Source organism: Exiguobacterium sp. s63 (assembly GCF_018617335.1).
In the GTDB taxonomy this organism is placed as follows: domain Bacteria; phylum Bacillota; class Bacilli; order Exiguobacteriales; family Exiguobacteriaceae; genus Exiguobacterium.
Genome location: NZ_JACSKB010000001.1, coordinates 825,451 through 843,574, shown reverse-complemented (window position 1 = coordinate 843,574; position 18,124 = coordinate 825,451). Strand labels below are relative to the sequence as shown.

General features: G+C 46.8%; 12 protein-coding genes. 3 read left to right on the top strand and 9 right to left on the bottom strand.

The window, feature by feature from the left end; translation table 11 throughout:
• The first annotated feature begins 7 nt into the window (after positions 1-7).
• Positions 8-1,591 carry an immunoglobulin-like domain-containing protein gene (locus tag KNO90_RS04285; RefSeq protein WP_215113070.1) on the top strand — a complete coding sequence of 528 codons (1,584 nt, stop codon included), beginning with the start codon at positions 8-10 and terminating at the stop codon, positions 1,589-1,591.
• A 40-nt stretch (positions 1,592-1,631) separates the two neighbouring features.
• On the opposite strand, the gene KNO90_RS04280 is transcribed toward KNO90_RS04285, so the two are convergent.
• Complete coding sequence (locus KNO90_RS04280) at positions 1,632-1,925, bottom strand: hypothetical protein (RefSeq protein WP_214741899.1); 294 nt, start codon at positions 1,923-1,925, stop codon at positions 1,632-1,634.
• Positions 1,926-2,111: 186 nt separating this feature from the next.
• Here KNO90_RS04280 and KNO90_RS04275 point away from each other — a divergent pair, with 186 nt between their 5' ends.
• Positions 2,112-2,612, top strand: coding sequence for a YdcF family protein (locus KNO90_RS04275; protein WP_215113069.1), 501 nt, complete (start codon positions 2,112-2,114; stop codon positions 2,610-2,612).
• Between the two features lie 20 nt (positions 2,613-2,632).
• Here KNO90_RS04275 and KNO90_RS04270 read toward each other — a convergent pair whose 3' ends face one another.
• The 3 genes from KNO90_RS04270 to KNO90_RS04260 all read right to left on the bottom strand — a co-directional run bounded on the left by KNO90_RS04270 (position 2,633) and on the right by KNO90_RS04260 (position 6,117).
• Positions 2,633-4,468: an acyltransferase family protein gene (locus KNO90_RS04270; RefSeq protein WP_215113068.1), complete on the bottom strand. Its 1,836-nt coding sequence runs from the start codon at positions 4,466-4,468 to the stop codon at positions 2,633-2,635.
• A gap of 154 nt (positions 4,469-4,622) precedes the next feature.
• Complete coding sequence (gene chrA, locus KNO90_RS04265) at positions 4,623-5,804, bottom strand: chromate efflux transporter (RefSeq protein WP_215113067.1); 1,182 nt, start codon at positions 5,802-5,804, stop codon at positions 4,623-4,625.
• Between the two features lie 4 nt (positions 5,805-5,808).
• A complete protein-coding gene (locus KNO90_RS04260; protein WP_214741895.1) occupies positions 5,809-6,117 on the bottom strand; it encodes a PadR family transcriptional regulator in 309 nt (102 codons plus the stop codon).
• Between the two features lie 200 nt (positions 6,118-6,317).
• Between KNO90_RS04260 and KNO90_RS04255 the strand changes: the two genes are divergently transcribed.
• The gene (locus KNO90_RS04255; RefSeq protein ID WP_215113066.1) at positions 6,318-9,002 is read left to right on the top strand and encodes an HD domain-containing phosphohydrolase; all 2,685 of its coding nucleotides are present in this window, start codon (positions 6,318-6,320) and stop codon (positions 9,000-9,002) included.
• Between the two features lie 54 nt (positions 9,003-9,056).
• On the opposite strand, the gene KNO90_RS04250 is transcribed toward KNO90_RS04255, so the two are convergent.
• The 5 genes from KNO90_RS04250 to KNO90_RS04230 form a co-directional block, all read right to left on the bottom strand.
• The gene (locus tag KNO90_RS04250; RefSeq protein WP_215113065.1) at positions 9,057-13,220 is read right to left on the bottom strand and encodes a S8 family serine peptidase; all 4,164 of its coding nucleotides are present in this window, start codon (positions 13,218-13,220) and stop codon (positions 9,057-9,059) included.
• Between the two features lie 308 nt (positions 13,221-13,528).
• Positions 13,529-14,785, bottom strand: coding sequence for a tetratricopeptide repeat protein (locus KNO90_RS04245; RefSeq protein ID WP_215113064.1), 1,257 nt, complete (start codon positions 14,783-14,785; stop codon positions 13,529-13,531).
• Between the two features lie 83 nt (positions 14,786-14,868).
• Complete coding sequence (locus KNO90_RS04240; protein ID WP_215113063.1) at positions 14,869-15,969, bottom strand: ABC transporter permease; 1,101 nt, start codon at positions 15,967-15,969, stop codon at positions 14,869-14,871.
• Entirely contained in the window at positions 15,956-17,089 is a 1,134-nt protein-coding gene (locus KNO90_RS04235) for an ABC transporter permease (protein ID WP_214741890.1), read from the bottom strand. Before KNO90_RS04235 ends, KNO90_RS04240 begins: the two co-directional genes overlap by 14 nt.
• Positions 17,090-17,099: 10 nt before the next feature.
• Positions 17,100-18,032, bottom strand: coding sequence for an ABC transporter ATP-binding protein (locus KNO90_RS04230; RefSeq protein ID WP_214741889.1), 933 nt, complete (start codon positions 18,030-18,032; stop codon positions 17,100-17,102).
• Positions 18,033-18,124: the final 92 nt, after the last annotated feature.

Sequence of the window (18,124 nt, the reverse complement as noted above, 5' to 3'; positions counted from 1 at the left end):
CAACATCTTGATTCCAAAACGCTCCCAGACGGATGAGGAAGAGCTCGACCTCTTTTTAAACAGCATTCAAATCGATAATCCACTCATTAAAAACATTGAATTACCTTCTTATCCAGGTGTCGTCTTCTCGATTGACTCGAGCAATCCATCCGTCGTCTCCTCATCAGGTGTCGTCACACGAGGTGACCAAGATGTGTATGTGAATTTGACCGTAAAAGCGACGAAAAATTCAGTGGTGCGGACGAAGTCCTTCCCGAATATCCTCGTACCGAAGAAAGATGCATCGGCGGAAAGTCTCATCGATGATTACTTGAACCGACTCGTCATTTCGAGTCCGGTAACTGCAAACATCACACTCCCTCCACTCGCTGGAGCGACGGTGACGCTGACTTCTTCGAATCAAGCGGTCATCACGAACGGAGGGATCGTCACGCGCGGCACGACGGATCAATCCGTCTCACTCGTCGTGACGGTGACAAAAGATGGGGTGACCAAGACGAAAATCTTCCTCGGCCTGCTCGTACCGAAGAAAGAAGGCGGAGCTGAAGGGGAGGTAGACGATTACTTGGCAGGTCTATCCATCACGAGCCCTTTGACGGCGAATATCATCTTACCACCATTCACAGGCGGAACGGCGACGCTATCCTCATCGAACCCAGCGGTCGTCTCGAACAGTGGGGTCGTCACACGCGGCACGACCGATCAAACGGTGTCGATCACGGTCAATGCGACGAAAGACGGTGTGACGAAATCACGCACGTTCTCGAACCTCATGGTACCGAAAGATGATGTGGCTTTAACCGCCGAGCTTGATGCAGCTTTGAATGCCATCAATCTCGGGAATCTCATTAACTTGTCGACCAACATCTCACTCCCGTCAGCATCGAACGGAATCAACGTGAGTTGGTCCTCGAATCAACCAGGGGTCATCTCGAACACCGGGGTGATCCAACAAGATCCGACCGAGTCGAAACCATTCATCTTGACGGCTTCCGTCACGAAGAGTGGATTGACACGGACGAAGACATTCAATGGTTCGGTAGCTGCGAATGTTCAGTTAGTATTAGCGGACGATGTGACGACAATCAAGTCGACATTTGGAACGCTGTATCCGGTGTTTGACTTGTCCCTCCCTTCATCGTTGAATGGAACGGGTCTCACATGGACATCGAGCAATCCTTCATTGATGACGAGTGCGGGGGTTGTGCAGGAGACCGATGTCGTCTCACCGTTTACGTTAACTGTCGGGAATGCGAGCACGACCCAAATCATGAACATGTCGACGCAAGACGTTGATACGGGTCTACTCGGTGGGTTACTCGACACACTTGGAACGATTGTCAATCCGGTCGTCAATGCACTTGGGGACAATTCTCAAAGTGCAACTCTCCCATCACAGTATGGCGGTTTGCTTGGAATCGGAGCGAAGAGTATTACGAACTGGGAAAGCTCGCATCCAGACCTCGTGACGATTCAAGGGTATAACGTGACGATTAAACGTAGTCAGCAAGACCACTTAATTGTTCTGCGAGCAAAATATGAAGGAATCAATCAACCGATTCCAATCATCGCCAAATTGTCGAAGCAATAATAAAGAACGGAGTCGCATGGTTGCGACTCCGTTCTTTTGATCAATGTGTTGTGAAGCGAGCTGGTCCAATCGAAGAGACGAGACGTGTCGCGGCACGTAAGCAATCCAGCTGTCTCGTATACACGTGACTCACATCAGAAAAGGCAGAGGGGAGATGACCTGAGTCGAGGGGTCCCTGTCGCATATAAGGAGATTCCCCAGCACCAAGTGGTGTCGGATGAATCACGAATTTATAGTGAGATGGGTCGAGTTCGATGACTTCGATCTCTGCAAACAGACGTGCATCGCGTGTATACAAGAAGCGGGTGGATAACCATTTATCTGAATCTGTCATGGTTCACCAGTCCTTCCTCAAGAAGTCTTACCTCCCTTATCATAAAACATTTTTTGGATATTTCAAATTAACTTTTCATATTTATGTAAATTTATTTACTTGAAATTGTAAAAAAGGGGCTGATTCGTGCAATCATTCCTTTGTTTGAGTAAAGTTAGGAAAGAACGTACGAAGGCGGGTGACGACATGAGAAAGAACGCGACAGGGACATATCGGTTCGTCCTCATTCTTGGGGCGAAAGTGAATGGGACTCGACCGTCCCGAGCGCTCCAACATCGAATTGACGTGGCCGCCGCCTATGCGAAGGCACATCCTCATATCGAACTGATCGCAACTGGTGGACAAGGACCGGACGAAGGGATGGCGGAGGCACACGTTATCGAACGAGAACTGAAGGCACAAGGGATTGATGCGACACGCATCCATGTCGAAGCGACATCGACATCGACGATTGAGAACTTTGAGAACAGCCGCTCATTTTGGGATGGAGCATCAGGTGTGACGATTGTGACGAATGACTTTCATGTGCCGCGGGCCCGTCTGATTGCGAGACTGTACTTTCAACTCGAGAGCGATGCCCTATATGCACCGACCCCACCGCTTGCGAAAGGGCGATATCTCATTCGTGAAGTATTGGCGTATGTGAAGCTGTTGGGACGATATGTATTCAGAAAAGAAAAAAACTAGGCTCTTGCACTCGCAAGAGCCTAGTTTAGTTGGCAACCGATTTCTTCGTTCAGCACATTTCCGAACGCTTCGGCACCTTCCACGTTCAAATGGACCCCGTCGCCTTCGAAATACGCTTCTTTCCCGATTGACTGTTCATGCCAATCGATGAGGGACACGTTCTCGTATAGCTCACTGGCTCTGACGAGTTTCTCGTTGACCTCGCTCTCCCATGGACGGGGGACGCGCGTATTAATCAAATAGATGTGGTCCGCTCGCTCGAACTGCTTGAGTAGCGTCTCGAGTTGTTCCATTTTGAAGGCACCGTTCGTCCCGAGATGGAGAAATACGACGTGACCCGGAGCGTTATACGATTGATATTGTGACGCAACTGGGATGGCGTCTCGAACTTGACGTCCGATTTGGGCGTCGATTTTCATATTTGGGAAGGCATCTGCCAAATATTCGTTCAATCCGAGCATGACCGAGTCCCCAATCGCGAGAGCCGGTGGACATGTCTGGATGTCTGGTTCTTCAGGTGGTGCCGTGTTCTCGTCAGTCGATGTCTCTTCAGATGGGACGTCTTCCGATTCTTCGGATTCCGATTCTTTCGGTACGTCCGGTCTTTCTTCTTTTGGCATCGGTACTTTCACGATTGGAATCTCATCTTGAACCGGTTCTGGTTCTGTGAATGCCAAGATGGTCAGATTCCCAACGAGGACGAGTGAGAGTGCCGTCGCACACGCCGTGGTGACGAAGCGTGCGCTCGGATGCGTCGGTGTCGAGATGAGCTGGCGAAACGAATGGTTAAACCCGTTCCGGCGAATCGGTGTCTCGACGAAGCGATACGACAATTCGGCGATCAAGAGCGTCAATGCGACTTGTCCGACGGAAAGGAGCGGCGAGAACGTGCCGAGTCGTTCGAGCGGTGTCGACAGAATGATGACCGGATAGTGCCACAAGTAAATCCCATACGTTCGTGTGCCAATCACGCGAAGCCAAGCGCTTCCAAACAGTCGTGACCAGATTGTCGCCGGATGGGCGACGGCGGCAATCAATAGGGCGGATAAGAAGGCGACAAGTAGAAAGCCCCCATAATAAAGAAATGCGTCGTAGGCGTTGACATGACTGATGATGAAGACAATCCCAATGAGCGAGATTCCTCCTGTGACGTTTAACACGTGACGACCGATAGAAGGTATAACTTCTTTGAATGTATCCGGACGCCAACCAAATGCTAAAACAGCTCCCATGAGAAGACCGAACAATCGTGTGTCGGTTCCGTAGTAAACACGGCTCGGGTCGGCCTCGGGGACATATCGGAACGCCATCCAAGCGGCGGAAACGAATAAGAGTGTAGCGACCAATTGAAGCAACCGCTTCCGAAACGCGAGACCGACGAGTAAGAATAACGGCCAGACCGCATAAAACTGTTCTTCAATTGAGAGAGACCATAAGTTTTGAAGCGGTGACGGCTTTCCGAAACTCTCGAAGTACGAGACTTCGTGGAAGATATACCACCAGTTATTCACATAGGCGAGTGCGGCCAGTGAATCCTGGCGCACCGTATCGAGCAAGGAACGGTCAAACAGCGTCACATACGTCATGACGACCGACAGCATCAAGACGAGTGCCGGGAGCAATCGACGGAAACGCGCGACGTAAAATGTTTTCAAATCGATTGTGCCCGTCTTCGTCCATTCCCGATGCAAGATGCCGGTGATCAAATATCCGGACAAGACGAAGAAGACATCGACACCGAGGAACCCCCCGGATATGTAAGGTACATTTAAATGATATAAAATGACAGCCAAGACGGCGAACGTGCGCAATCCGTCGAGACCAGGCATATACGTTGTATGTTTGAGTGGTTTCATGCCCCCCACTTCCTTTCTGGTAAAGCGGACATTTCCCTTTTTTTAGAATCCATTCTTCAGTATAACGAGTGGGGGAGAGGGAATGGTTTCAAAAGATTAACAATCAAATGATCTCGAATTCCAATAAAAAAAGGGACATAAAGTCCCTTACACCTTACATCATCGTAATCAACGTTCCACCAAGTACTCCGGCGATAACGAGTGCCCATGGGGGCAGTTTCCAATAGGCAATCATGACGAACAGGAAGGCTGCGAATACGAAGTCGACCGCATCGTTAATGGTACTCATGAAGATTGGGCTGTAGAATGCCGCAATCAAAATACCGACCACCGCCGCGTTGACCCCGATGAGGGCACCGGCGACTTTTGGGTTATGACGGAGCGCATCCCAAAACGGAAGTGCCCCGAGGATGAGCAAGAAGGCCGGCAAGAAAATCGCGACCGTCGCCAGGATGCCACCCGGCACACCGTTAATCACCGTTCCTAAATAAGAAGCGAACGTGAAAAGCGGTCCAGGGACGGCCTGAGCGGCACCGTACCCTGCAAGGAAGGCTTCTTCACTCAAGAAACCAGCAGGTACGAGCTCACGCTCAAGTAACGGCAAGACGACGTGACCACCACCGAAGACGAGGGCACCGGCCCGGTAAAAACTATCGAACAAGGCAATCGTCTGATTTTCAAACGTCTCTCGCAAAATCGGCAAGATGACGAGAAGGGCACCAAATATCGACAACAAGACGGCACCGAGTCGTTTTGAAATGGGGAACGAACTTGATTTCGCATCGAGGCGCTCCGGTTTGAACAACAAGAATCCGGCGAGAGCCGCGAGAAGAATGAACAACACCTGACTGAACGTCGTCTGCCAGAGCAAGACGCCCGCCAAGGCGAAAAAGGCGATTGTTCGTGTCTTTGTATCAGGTGTCAGTTTACTTGCCATGCCTAAGATAGCATGGGCAACGATCGCGACGGCGACGACCTTCAAGCCATAGAGCCAACCTGCGTCGGACACGTCGAGTCCGGACAACAGTAAAGCGAATAGGATGAGAGCGACAACCGACGGAGTCGTGAAGCCGATAAATGAGGTGAGCCCACCTAATAGGCCACCCCGGACGATCCCAATGCCGATTCCGACCTGTGAACTGGCCGGTCCGGGTAAGAATTGGCATAATGCAACGAGGTCGGCGTATGCTTTCTCATCCATCCATTTGCGTCGTCTCACGTACTCCTCATGGAAGTATCCAAGGTGGGCGACCGGTCCACCGAACGAGGTGAGGCCGAGCCTCGTTGAAACAAACAAGATTTCTAGTAACGTTTTAAACGTCACACGTTGTGTCATATCTTCACTCCTTAATTTCTTTGAATAACTCGTACGCCTTTTGACGAGCATCTTTTAACACTGAGAGACCTTTCTCGGTCGTCACGTAATTTTTACGGACATGTCCATCGACCGTCTCGTTCTCACGAATCAAGAGCCCATCTTTCTCCATACCATGCAGGATTGGGTAGAGCGTTCCAGCACTGATTTCATACCCATGCTCCCGAAGTTCATCGACCATCCATGCCCCGTATACGGGATGTGCTGCGGCATGATGCAAAATGTGAATATGGATGAATCCGAGAAATAGTTTTCGCAAGACGCGGTCTTCCATACGTGTCATCTCCTTCATATCGAAAATCGATATCGGTTTTCGAAAACAGTCTAACAAACGAGATAAATGGTGGCAAGAAGTCGGCATGCATTTTACAAAAACTTTAAAAGTGTATATGGGAATGACTTCGGAAAAAATAGGGAATCAATCATAAATGAGGTAAACTAGGTAGTGATTATTCTTGCTGAGGAGGAAGTGACGTGACAAACCCCATTCATTCTTCATACGATACATTGTTACGCCATATGCCCCAAGGCTACGTCGAGTTTAAAGTGATATACGACGATGCTTCGGAGCCGATTGACTACGAGTTCTTTGAAGTGAATCCTGCCTTTGAGAAGATTATGAAGGGGAAACGTAAACATTTTATCGGAAAAAAAGTGTCAAGCGTCTTGAAGGACTTTGAATTTAGTGAACGAGAGTGGATGATTCAAGTGGCACACGTCGTCAACGATGGCGGTACCGTGGCGTTCGAACATTTTTCTCGTCGTAATAAATCATGGTTCGAGATGTCCGTATTCAGTGAACGACAAGGATTCGTCTCGGTCATGTTTCACGATATTACGCGGCATGTCCAAGAAAACAATGCGTTGAAGCAACTCGTCAACGTCTCCCATCGATTCATTTCTACTGGAAGCGATTTGTTGATGAACCAACAATTTCTTGATCAAATTCGTGATTTCACCGGCGCGAAAGCCGTTGCGCTTAACTTAGTGGAGAAGGATGGAGAATCGTATACGACAGTCGCCTTATCCGGTATCGACGAAATGTTAGAGAGAAGCCTCGACGTACTCGGTTTCCATCCGGTCGGACGGAAATGGCCGATGACGGATCAGCGACGCGACCTGTTCAAACAATCGAATCCCCGTGTCTTCGATGGGATTGACCCACTGATTGATGGTGCACTTCCGAAACGTCTCGTCAAAAATCTACTTCGGATTTTCTCTCTTGGGGAAGTCGTTCTATTTAAAATCGAAAAAGACGGCGTCTTGTATGGAGATTTGACGATTGTGATGGAACAAGGGAAACAAGCGAACCGTCTCGGTCTCGTCGAGTTGTACCTCGTCCATGTACTTCAGCAATTGACGAAAGCCGATCATCAAGTAGGTGAGACGAAGAAGTCGATGTTTGATGGATTCGCGACACTTGATTTAGAGTGCATCATGGCCTTCAACACACGGCAAGTGCTGCACTTGAATGATTCGTGGGAGCGCGTTTTAGGATTCTCTCTTGAGGAGTTGGAGAATATCGATTTCCTCAGCCTGATTCATCCAGACGATGATCGTATTACGGAAGCTGGCTTTGCGGAACTTGAAGAACGAGGTGAATTGTTCCGCTTCGTCAACCGATTCCGGACGATTGACGATACGTATCGCTCAATCGAGTGGCACTGTAAGCTTCAGGGGGATTATATTTATGCGGTCGCCAAAGACGTGACAGACCGAGTCCAATTGGAAGAAAAATTGGCCGATCGGGACCGGCTGTTGACGAAACTGTCCGACCAAATTCCTGGGGCGATCTATCAGTTTGAACTGATGCCCGACGGTAGTTTCAACTTCCCATTCTTTAGTAAAGGATTCGAAGACATGTTAGGGATCACGGCAGAAGAAGTACAAACAGATGCAGGACGTGTCTTCCAACGGATGCATCCGGATGATTATCCGTACGTCATGCAGTCGATTGATGAATCGTATCGCAACTTGACGATTTGGGACGCGGAATTCCGTGTTTTGACCGAGGATGGCCGTACGATTTGGATTCTCGGGTCATCCCGTCCAGAGAAGATCGCGGAGGGGCATGTGTTATGGCACGGATATATCGGGGATGTCACGGAGAAGAAAACATACGAGAGAGAGATTGAATATCTCAGTTATCACGATCAATTGACAGGTATCAAAAACCGACGTTACTTTGAAGAGGCTTTGGAGCGCTATGATGATGAACAGTTTTATCCGCTCACGCTCATCGTCATCGATATCAATGGCCTCAAGCTCACGAACGATGCATTCGGTCACTTGGTTGGCGATCAATTGCTTGTCGAAGCAGCGAATATTTTACGAAATGAATTGCGCGCGAAAGATGAAGTGGCGCGAGTCGGTGGCGATGAGTTTGTCATCATCTCGCCGAACACGACACTCGATGAGGCGAAACAACTGTCGGACCGTCTTGGTCGTCTCTTTCACGAACAGACGGTAGAAGGATTACCGATTTCCGCATCGTTCGGTGAAGCGGTCAAACATGACGCAAATGCCGAATTGAGCGAAGTGTTCAATTTAGCGGAAGATCGGATGTATCACCATAAAGTTTCTGAAAAGCAGAGTCGACGCCATCATTCCATTCAAATCATCATGCGCACGCTGTATGAGAAGATTCCACGCGAAGAAGCGCATTCAAAGCGGGTCGCCAACTTGTCCGGGCAACTCGCAGAGGCGATGGGCTTCACGACTGCCGAGGTGAATGAGATTCGCACAGCCGCCATCTTGCACGATATCGGAAAAGTGGCCATCAGTAACGACATTCTAGATAAGCCCGACGCGTTGACGGAAGACGAGTGGCGCGAAATCAAGCGTCATCCGGAAATCAGTTATAACATTTTAAGTACGGTACCTGAATATGTCGCCTTGTCCGAAATCGTACTGGCGCACCATGAACGTTGGGACGGAAAAGGGTATCCGAAAGGATTGAGCAATTATGACATCCCGCTCGCCTCACGGATCATTGCCGTCGCCGACACGTTCGACGTCATGGTGACAGGGCGACCGTACAGACAAGCGAAGACGATTGACGAGGCACTTGCCATCATCAAACAAGAGGCAGGGAAACAGTTCGATCCATCTCTCGTCGACGTCTTCTTTGAAAAAGTCGTGCCGACACTGCAACAGTAAAAAATCGTTCTCTCCGTATTGTTGTAGGAGAGAACGATTTTTTACTGTTATTGATTATTTTGAAGGTGATAACCCTAATTCGTTCAAGTAGTATACAAGATCCTTTTTCCCGATTGTTTCCATTGGAGATTTTCCTTTTGGAGCATTTGGTCCTCTCGACAAGAAGTTCTTTTCAACGAATCGTACATCTTTTTCATCCACAATCCCATCTTGATTTATATCATGTGTCTGAACTTCTGGATTATTTGTGCCGTAGTCTTCGGCGAGGTCACGGATATCTTTTATATCAATGAAATTGTCATGATTTACGTCTCCTGCAAGACTCTTTTTCATTCCCGCACTCACAAACCTTCCAAATACCTCACCATGTAATTCAAATCCTGAGATGACAGATGTGTACGTTTTTAAATGACCAGGTACATCCACTACAATTTGATATGGAACGATTGATGCTGGTACACCTTTGATTTCATATCTTCCATCTGTACCGATTTTACCACTGTATACCTCACCGTTCGGCGAGAGTGCATATACTTTTGCCCCGATCTTTTGGGCAATGCCTGTCGGCAAGAATGATCCATTATTTAAAAACGCCTCAGGTTGGATATTTCCTCGAATTTCAGAATGTTTACTCACGAAATCGTAATCTGAAGTACTGTAATACGGAAGATTGATAGATTGGCTATTTCCAAATTGGGTGTATGTGGATGTAATTACTTTTAATTTATCCTCCCCTTGGAACCACTCATCGCCGGTTACTTTGAAAGTCACATCTATAAGCGGCATATCGCCGTCGAGTCCAGTAAAGGCATCTCCGTCTAACTGTGTATTTAATTTAACGGTAGCGTAGTAATCATTTATTTTGACTAGTGGTTCTTGAAGAGTAGCATCCACCCCGTTTTTAATGGCATACGCTTTGAATGCTTCATTTAACGTGGCCGACTCGAACGTGTACATATTCCCCTTATACTCAATTTCGTAATCACCAGCTATCCAATCCTTCACGTTATTCAAACTAAGCGTCATTGTGAGTTGATCTCCTAACGTGACTTCTGTACGGTTATAATTTGAATTTAAATATTCTGTGCCTTCCTCAAGGAAAATATATCTTTGATAGTTTACGTTTTTCGCAAGGTCGGTTGCTGCTAAACTTAATCGCAGTGGACCATTGGCGATGTCGGTTGGTTCGATTCCAAAATATGTTTCCCCGTTCACATCTGCTTTCGGAAAACAGCAGTCAAAATATTCGCGATATCCTGCTGAAATATAAAACTTGTTGGAAGATTGATCATATGATAGACCGCGTGATTGTAGAATCTCCACAGCCTTGTCTTGAATCGTGCCATGAATATAGAATGCTTTTTTTCCGTTCTTATCAGTAAGCATATTTTCATTAATTTCATACACACCTGGTGCATGGTCGAATGTTACTTGAGGCTTTGAGTTATCGATAACGACAGGAGTATCGACTGTATAAGTTTTCCCATCATCATCGTATCCGATGAACATTAAGTCATAATCGCCTTCGAGTAAGTCCACTTTTTGTGACGAAATTGGATTTTCCTTGTCACCAGTGAAAGGATAAATCGAACCGCCAAAAATATTTGGGATGTAATATCTGAAGTCCGGTTTTGCAGAAGGTTGAGATAGAGATGCTACCATTCCTAAAGCGTCACCATTTTTTGCATCCTTCACCAAAATATCAATTCGATCAAATGCACTCTTCATTTGAAAAGCTGTAGTGAGAGCAGGACTAGAGTATTGCCATCTCGGAGTATTATTCGCTAGAGTTGGACTATTTGTTTCCAAATAGTCAAAGCCTTTTTCAGTTATACGAATGGCAAATGGGATTTGATACGTTTCTGATGAATCTTCTTCATTCGTCATATGGAGATAACCCTCGTATCGTCCTTCTTCTGCATCAGCAGGAATCGTGAGTTGCGGAGAAATCACTTCGTGACTTCCCCCATCAACATTGATTCGATTTGGTACTTTCAGAACAAGATTGTTTTTCACAGAATCTTTGATTCCTGTACGTTCTGCATGATATTCGACCTCGAGTGTAAACGATTTTTGTTCGGAACCTCTGTTGTCAATCAACATTTCGCTACTAGCTTGAACGGATTGATCTGTTTTGAAGTGACTGCCGAAACTCAATGAACCGGTCTTCTCCTCAATTTCAATCACTTGTCCCTGCTCATCCAAATGCTTTGTCTGACCTAACACTTGGATGGAAATATCGGTATGAACGGCTTCATATGCATCTATTCGACCGGCCCCCTGTTCGAATACAGATACTTCACCATTCAAGTCTTCAGCAGTGTTCATTAAAGCAGTCTTCACATCGAAAGGTGAAAAGTCGGGATTTTCCTGGAGCATGAGTGCGGCCACGCCTGCAACATGAGGAGCTGCCATCGACGTACCTTGTAATCGCTTATAGGAAGACGAATAATCGATCCCTGACTCTGGACTGTTCATATATTCGGGAACAGTTGAAAATATAGCTACACCTGGTGCAATAACATCTGGCTTAATATCATAACTCCCTCCGACAGGTCCGCGGGAACTAAAACTAGCGAGGTGATCACCTTCTGTTTGAATGCTGTTCAACAAACCGAACGTAATTTGTGCATTGTCACCTAATTGTTTCAAACGTTCTCCCTCGACTTTAGAAATTCGGAACGTAGGGATATAATCTGGTCCTTCACCGAGATATGACGAAATGTTTCCATCCACATTGTTATAGAGAATCACAGCAATGGCTCCAGCCTCACGTGCGTTTTTGATCTTCTCAACAAACGTGATATCGCCTCGCTCAATCAGAGCGATTTTGCCAGAGAAGTCTTTCCCTTCAAAACTAGATGATGTCCCAATCCCAGCGAATTGAACTTCATACGATTGATTTTCAAAAGTAGACAAATCATCTGAGAAGTTTTTCCCCATCAGCAAGACGTTTTCAAATGATTCTCCACTTGCTTGAACGGTTTCAAAATTCGGGATTGCCATGGCAAAATCACTGGCACCAACAGTGATTCCGAGCGCAGCGGCACCTGGTGCACCTAGCGTTCCTTCATTCGGTCCGCTGTTACCCGCAGCCACAACCGTGACCACTCCTGATAACATCGCATGGTTGACGGCAACAGACGTTGGATAAAGCGGATCGTTTGTCGATGCTCCAAGAGATAGGTTAATGACATCCATTTCGTCTGCAATCGACTTCTCAATTCCAGCAAGAATCCCCGAAGTCGCGCCTGACCCATATGGACCTAAGACACGATAGCTGTATAGATCAACTTGAGGAGCGACCCCTTTAACTGCATAATCGACATCATTCTTTTGATCACCTGCAATCGTACCAGCGACATGTGTGCCATGTTCCGTGTAATAGGCAGAACCCGAACTCGGATGTTTCTCAGGTAATCCCGAGTTCTTCCAATCTTCATATGTTGCTTCCATCGGATCCGAATCGTTGTCTATGTAATCATAACCACCCTTATATACGTTCTTTAAATCGGGATGATTGTAATCGATTCCAGTATCAAGTACGCCGACCTTGATGCCTTCTCCAGTAATGTTTTCTGCATGGAGTCGATCGACATGGATTTGAGGAATGCTATCCATCATTTTTGATTGGGTAGATATCTCGTTTTGTTCGGGAAGTTCGAGTTGAACGGTTTCATCATTCCAAACGCGCTTGACGACACCAGTGTCTAGGAGATGTTCAATTTCGTTCGCAGGAATCGTCATGGCGACCCCGTTGATCGCCAATCGATATTCTTTCGTGATTTTGGCGTCTTTTAGTAATGAACTGGCGTCCTTTTTATTTTTTAAAGCGTTGAATGTTTCTTTGAACGATGCATGGGCTTGTTCTACTTTTTGAGAAGCTTCACGTTGACTTGTTCGAACACCTTTTGCTGCTTGTTTCAATACTTCTACTTTCGCAGGGGCTTGGTTAAATTCAACAATAATATCTACCATGCCTTCAGTCATCGTGTTGATATGTGGAGAAATTTTAAACGTTGGTTGGGCTTCTACTTGCTGAATTGCCTGTTGTTGTTCTTTAGTCAATGTCTTTAATACGTTTATTGCTTGCTGTGTTTTCATAACTTGTACCTGTGCAGATGAGCGCTCAGCAGTCGTATGGGAGGGGAGGACCAAGGTTCCCATCAGACTGGTTGTCAATGCAACAGCCAAAAGTGTTCCAGATTTCTTTTTCATCTTGTTCGCCTCTTTCTCATCATTAAATTAGTATTCGTACTAGTCACAGTGTAGAGTGAGATAGAGTATTCTGTTAATTGGGAAAATTCTGTTCGATTTATGCGGTTACTTTATACAAAAAGAATAAGGGTTCCATTTTTATAAAGTGGATTCGTAAAAATGTGAATGAAAAGTTGGGAAAATTATTTGCTCAAAAGACTTAAGTCCTAACCATTTTCATATAATAACTGAATATCAGGATGTAGCACCTATAGATAAACAGAGGGAATTTGACCTAAAAAAGAGCAAGTAGCAGGGCTACTTGCTCATCATGTATTTGAATGATTGAATAAAAGATTTTTTAGTAATGAATTGGCGAGATGTAAATAGTCATTTGAGCGAACAGGATCTCCATGTTCATTAAAAATAGTCGCTACTCTTTCGGCATATGAAACCGCTTTGTATACATCCTCTTGTTCCATAATAGGAATGCCATACTCGATGAGATACTCGGTAAGGCGTTTCGTGTCCCCGTTCATCTCTAAATATAGAACCATCAAATCTACATACTGACCGGACTGTTCTCCTTTAAATTCCCTTAAGATGTTTTTTAGTAAATCGATTGCTACTTCTTTCTCCCCTAAATCAAGTTGAACTTTAACAATCTCGCTAACTGTTCCGTAATAGCCAGAAGTATTGTGTTGCTTTAGTTGAAGCGATTTTGTGAAGTAATGCAAAGCGTCTTTGAGATTACCTTTCTTGTAATACCATAAACCAAGATTATGTAAAACAATCGGTCGTGTCACATGATCGTTCAACATTTCTGCATCATGAAGAGCGGTTTGGAGAAGATGCTCTGCCCCCTCTAGGTCATTGATGTAGATGAGATTTGCTGATAACCCAATTTTCACATGCAACATGCGCGAAAGATTCCCGGTGCTTTGAAATGTTTGTAACGCTCTATGTGAGTAATGTAGAGATAAGGTGAAGTGTTTCAATTGCCCATGGACAGCTGCTTTATAGTAATAATAATCCGTTACTTTCCCACTGTATAGTTCGGCTTCCTTCTCGATTTGATTGAGCAAAATAAGTGATTCGGAAAACCGAAGTTGTTGTGCACGGTATACGGCTTGAAAGAAAGTCCATAGAAATCTTTCGAAAGGGGATAATTTATTGAAATTTTTCTTAAGACGTCTCGCTCCATCTTCAAATTGAGAAGATTGATTCGTAAACAATAAATAACGCAGCATGTATAACTCGAATAGATAAACCATTTCGGTACATCTTACAAAATCTCGCTCATCGTCCAGTTCATTCTTCAAACGTGTTGCGTAATCACGGTGAAGGCGTTCAATCGATTCATAAAATTGAGCGAGCTTTCGATTCAGCGCCTCGGTCCTACGATTCTCCTCTTCGATTGAAATACCAAGGCGGTTACAGAGTAATGCTAAGGTTTTTGCATTAACTTCCTTTGTATTGTTTTCGATTTTACTTAGATGAGTAGTGGAACAAATACCTTCGCAAAGTTGTTCCTGGGTTTTACGTTGCATTTTACGGTGATAGTAGATGATTCTTCCGATAGACACATAAACACTTCCTTCTCTCTATAAGAAACTATGTGACTCATTAAGAAGGAGTCCAACAGTCAAAGCTGGAGGACTCGCTTGATTTAAACGGTGAGTGGCCGCTTCTTCAATACGAGAACCGTCAACAAGAAAACGACGCCAGTCATGCCGAACATAACGATGATGGAGAGGAACGGAAACTTTCCTTCATACATCGTAATGACGCCGTTATTCAACCAATAGGTCGGTAGGAAACGACCGACAAGTTTCAATGAATCGGGTAACCAGAGCAGGCTGATGAACGCCCCTCCGGTGATAGCGGACGCCATCGTGAACGAGATTTGAAAGATGTTCGCCTTCTCCCGATTCGTCGCAAAGACGGCGATGAGACCACCGAAGGCTAAACAAACAAGGAGGTAGGAAGCGAATAATGCGAACACGGTCGGGAGATAGGACCAGACGTCTTGACCGTATAAAGCAAGGCTCACACCAATCAACAGCATCACGTAGACGAAGCCGACGAGATAAAAGGCGAGGAGAAGTGAGCCGAAGTAACGCCTTGGCGTCACGGGTGAGGCAAACAACCGCGAATAAATCTTCTCGTCCCGGTCGTCTGCGACGAACATCGGGATGAACTGAAGAAACGTCGACATCATGATGAACGACAATAGACCGAAGAAGGCTTGTGTCCGAGCAGTCGTGGCAACACTCTCTTGGAACGGTTCGCTTCTGATGGTGTAACCGTTCGACGTCTCAATTGATGCGAGTTGTTCGAACGTCGCTTCCTCATAGCCGCTCGCCTCAAGTAGTTGGCGTTCGCGGGACAGATGACCGTTCAGCGCCTGTTCAATCAACGAGGCATCACTCCCCGCAATTGCCGAGAAGGAGAGGCGGGGCATATCGCCTGTGAACGCCTCTTCCGTGAAGTCTTCAGGAATAATCAGAACAATGTCTTCCCCTTCTAACAAGACGTCCTCTGTGTCCGACTCGAGCAACGTGACCCGACCAAATCGTTCGGCCTCTTCAATGAGGCGTTCGGCGAGGAGTCCACCATCCCGGTCGACAATGCCGATCGATGCGTTCAAACTAGATGTTCCGCCGACGAAAGAGAGGATGAGCGCGAATCCGAACATCGACACGAAGGTGAACACCCATAATCCTTTCTTTCGGAGCATTCGTTTGGCCACGTGTTTAATAAGCACCATGACGCTTCACCCCTTTCGAAAGAAGATAACTGATTGCAATCAAGACGAGTAAATGAATCCCGAGCAGTCCGAGACTTTGCCAGTACATACTGATGTCCCCTTCGCGGAGGAGGACGGCAAGCATTCCGTCCCGCATAAAGATCGGCATGAACACATAGGCAGCCCAGGGTGCGTAGTTCAACGTCACTTGGTCAAAGCCGGGGACATAGCCACCGGATAAAATCATGAGGATGGCGACGAACCCGTTGACGATCGCGTCTTTAGTCGTCGTGCTCAACTTCGGCAAGTTGACAATCAAAAAGCCGATGGCGACCCCGTACGCGGTCAAGGCGAGCCAAGACAGAATCAGATAGCCGAACTGTACGTTGGCCAAGTCAAACGTACGATAAACAAAGTGACTGAACCAAAACAGTAGGATGAGCTGCAATAAAATGATGACATAACGACTGAACGTCCGTGCGAGGCGGTACTGAATCGTCCGGACAGGAGCCGCCTGGATGCGTAAATAACTTCCTGTGTTCGGCTGTTCTTCCCGTGCCATCGCCGTGATATAAAATGAACCGAATAGTGCTGTCATGATGGAGATGGTAACGGTAAAATATTCGAGCGAGGTCGGGGTGCGACCTGCCAAGTCGACACTTGACGTGTCGAGCCAAGCCTCATTCGCATATGGAGCCGACACGCCCGCTTCGGCGAGCGTGATCTGTTGATTGGCGATCGCCGTATATTGATCGAGGATGGCATCGAGAACGTCGAACTCTACTGTCGTCGGTTCTTCGTAAAAGAGCGTGATGTCGGACCCGGAGAGTTGCAAGATGACGTCCGCATCGCCATCGTTCACACCACGTTCGGCAGCAGAGATGTCTTCGTATGGGACGAGTTGAATGAACGCCTTGATTTCCTCATCATTTAAGAAGGTTTCGAGTGGTTCGCGATACTGGTCGGTCGATGACTCCACGTAGGCGACATTCGTGACCGGAAGCTTGAATGTGTCACTAAAGACGGCCGACAGCATCGTCCCGAGTCCAAAGATGAGGATGAGTGGGAAGATGAGCATCCAAAAGAGAGTGGCGCGGTCGCGTAGTCTCTGTTTCACATCATATTTGATGAAAGTCCACATAACGTCCCTCCTATTCCCGAAGCGTCTTCCCGGTCAATGCCAAAAAGACGGTATTGAGGGAAGGGCGGTCGACCGTGATGGAGGTGAAGTGGACATATTCTTGATGGAGTGTCTCAAGGAGCGGGGCGAGCGGCGTGTCCTTGTCTAACGACACCTCGATGTACGGCTCTTCATACTCCACTTTTTGAACGTGGTCGAGTGCATCGAGGCGTTCGAGTAAATTTGGCGTGAGTGCATCGACTTTGATCCGTGCTGTCTCGAGCGTCATGACGCTGTCTTTCAGTTCATCTTGCGTTCCTTCGGCGATGATTTTTCCTTCATCGACGATGGCGATTCGGTCGCAAAGGAGTTCAACCTCTTCCATATAGTGTGACGTGTAGATGATGGTAGCGCCGCGACGATTCAGTTCACGGATGTTTTCTAGAATGGTATTTCGCGACTGCGGGTCGATAGCGACGGTCGGTTCATCCATGAAGATGAGTTCAGGTTCATGGACGATGCCGCAAGCGATATTGAGGCGACGGAGGAGACCTCCGGATAGTTCAGGGGGACGTTTCTTTTGATGGGCATCGAGTTCGACGAAGTGAAGCGCGGCCTCGGTCTTTTGTTTCGCTTCTTTCGGATTGAATCCGTATAGTTCCGCGAAAAATTGAATATTCTCATAGACGGTCAGCTGATCATACACGGAGACGTGTTGCGGCACAATTCCGACACGGCGCTTGATGGTCAGCTCGTCTTTCGGCATCTCTTTTCCGAAAATGTGAATCGATCCAGCGTCTGCCTCATATAGATTCAACATGACCGAGATGGCGGTCGTCTTTCCGGCGCCGTTCGGTCCGAGTAATCCGAACAGTTCCCCAGCTTCTACTTTTAGACTAAGGTCGTTCAAAGCAACGGTGTCCCCGAACCGTTTCGTGACATGGTCGAGCGAGATAATGGACATCGTGATACTCCTCTCTTATGTGAAATGTTTCTCGTTCTTTATAAAGGTGTTCGAGGATTGTCACGAATATCCCTGTCCGGAATCATCAAAAT

What these genes read in the sequence shown, in the direction of transcription:
- KNO90_RS04280 (WP_214741899.1), bottom strand. Translation starts at nt 1,925, where the DNA reads ATGACAGATTCAGATAAATGGTTATCCACCCGCTTCTTGTATACACGC.
- KNO90_RS04235 (WP_214741890.1), bottom strand. Translation starts at nt 17,089, where the DNA reads ATGTGGACTTTCATCAAATATGATGTGAAACAGAGACTACGCGACCGC.
- chrA (WP_215113067.1), bottom strand. Translation starts at nt 5,804, where the DNA reads ATGACACAACGTGTGACGTTTAAAACGTTACTAGAAATCTTGTTTGTT.
- KNO90_RS04270 (WP_215113068.1), bottom strand. Translation starts at nt 4,468, where the DNA reads ATGAAACCACTCAAACATACAACGTATATGCCTGGTCTCGACGGATTG.
- KNO90_RS04230 (WP_214741889.1), bottom strand. Translation starts at nt 18,032, where the DNA reads ATGTCCATTATCTCGCTCGACCATGTCACGAAACGGTTCGGGGACACC.
- KNO90_RS04275 (WP_215113069.1), top strand. Translation starts at nt 2,112, where the DNA reads ATGAGAAAGAACGCGACAGGGACATATCGGTTCGTCCTCATTCTTGGG.
- KNO90_RS04260 (WP_214741895.1), bottom strand. Translation starts at nt 6,117, where the DNA reads ATGGAAGACCGCGTCTTGCGAAAACTATTTCTCGGATTCATCCATATT.
- KNO90_RS04240 (WP_215113063.1), bottom strand. Translation starts at nt 15,969, where the DNA reads ATGGTGCTTATTAAACACGTGGCCAAACGAATGCTCCGAAAGAAAGGA.
- KNO90_RS04250 (WP_215113065.1), bottom strand. Translation starts at nt 13,220, where the DNA reads ATGAAAAAGAAATCTGGAACACTTTTGGCTGTTGCATTGACAACCAGT.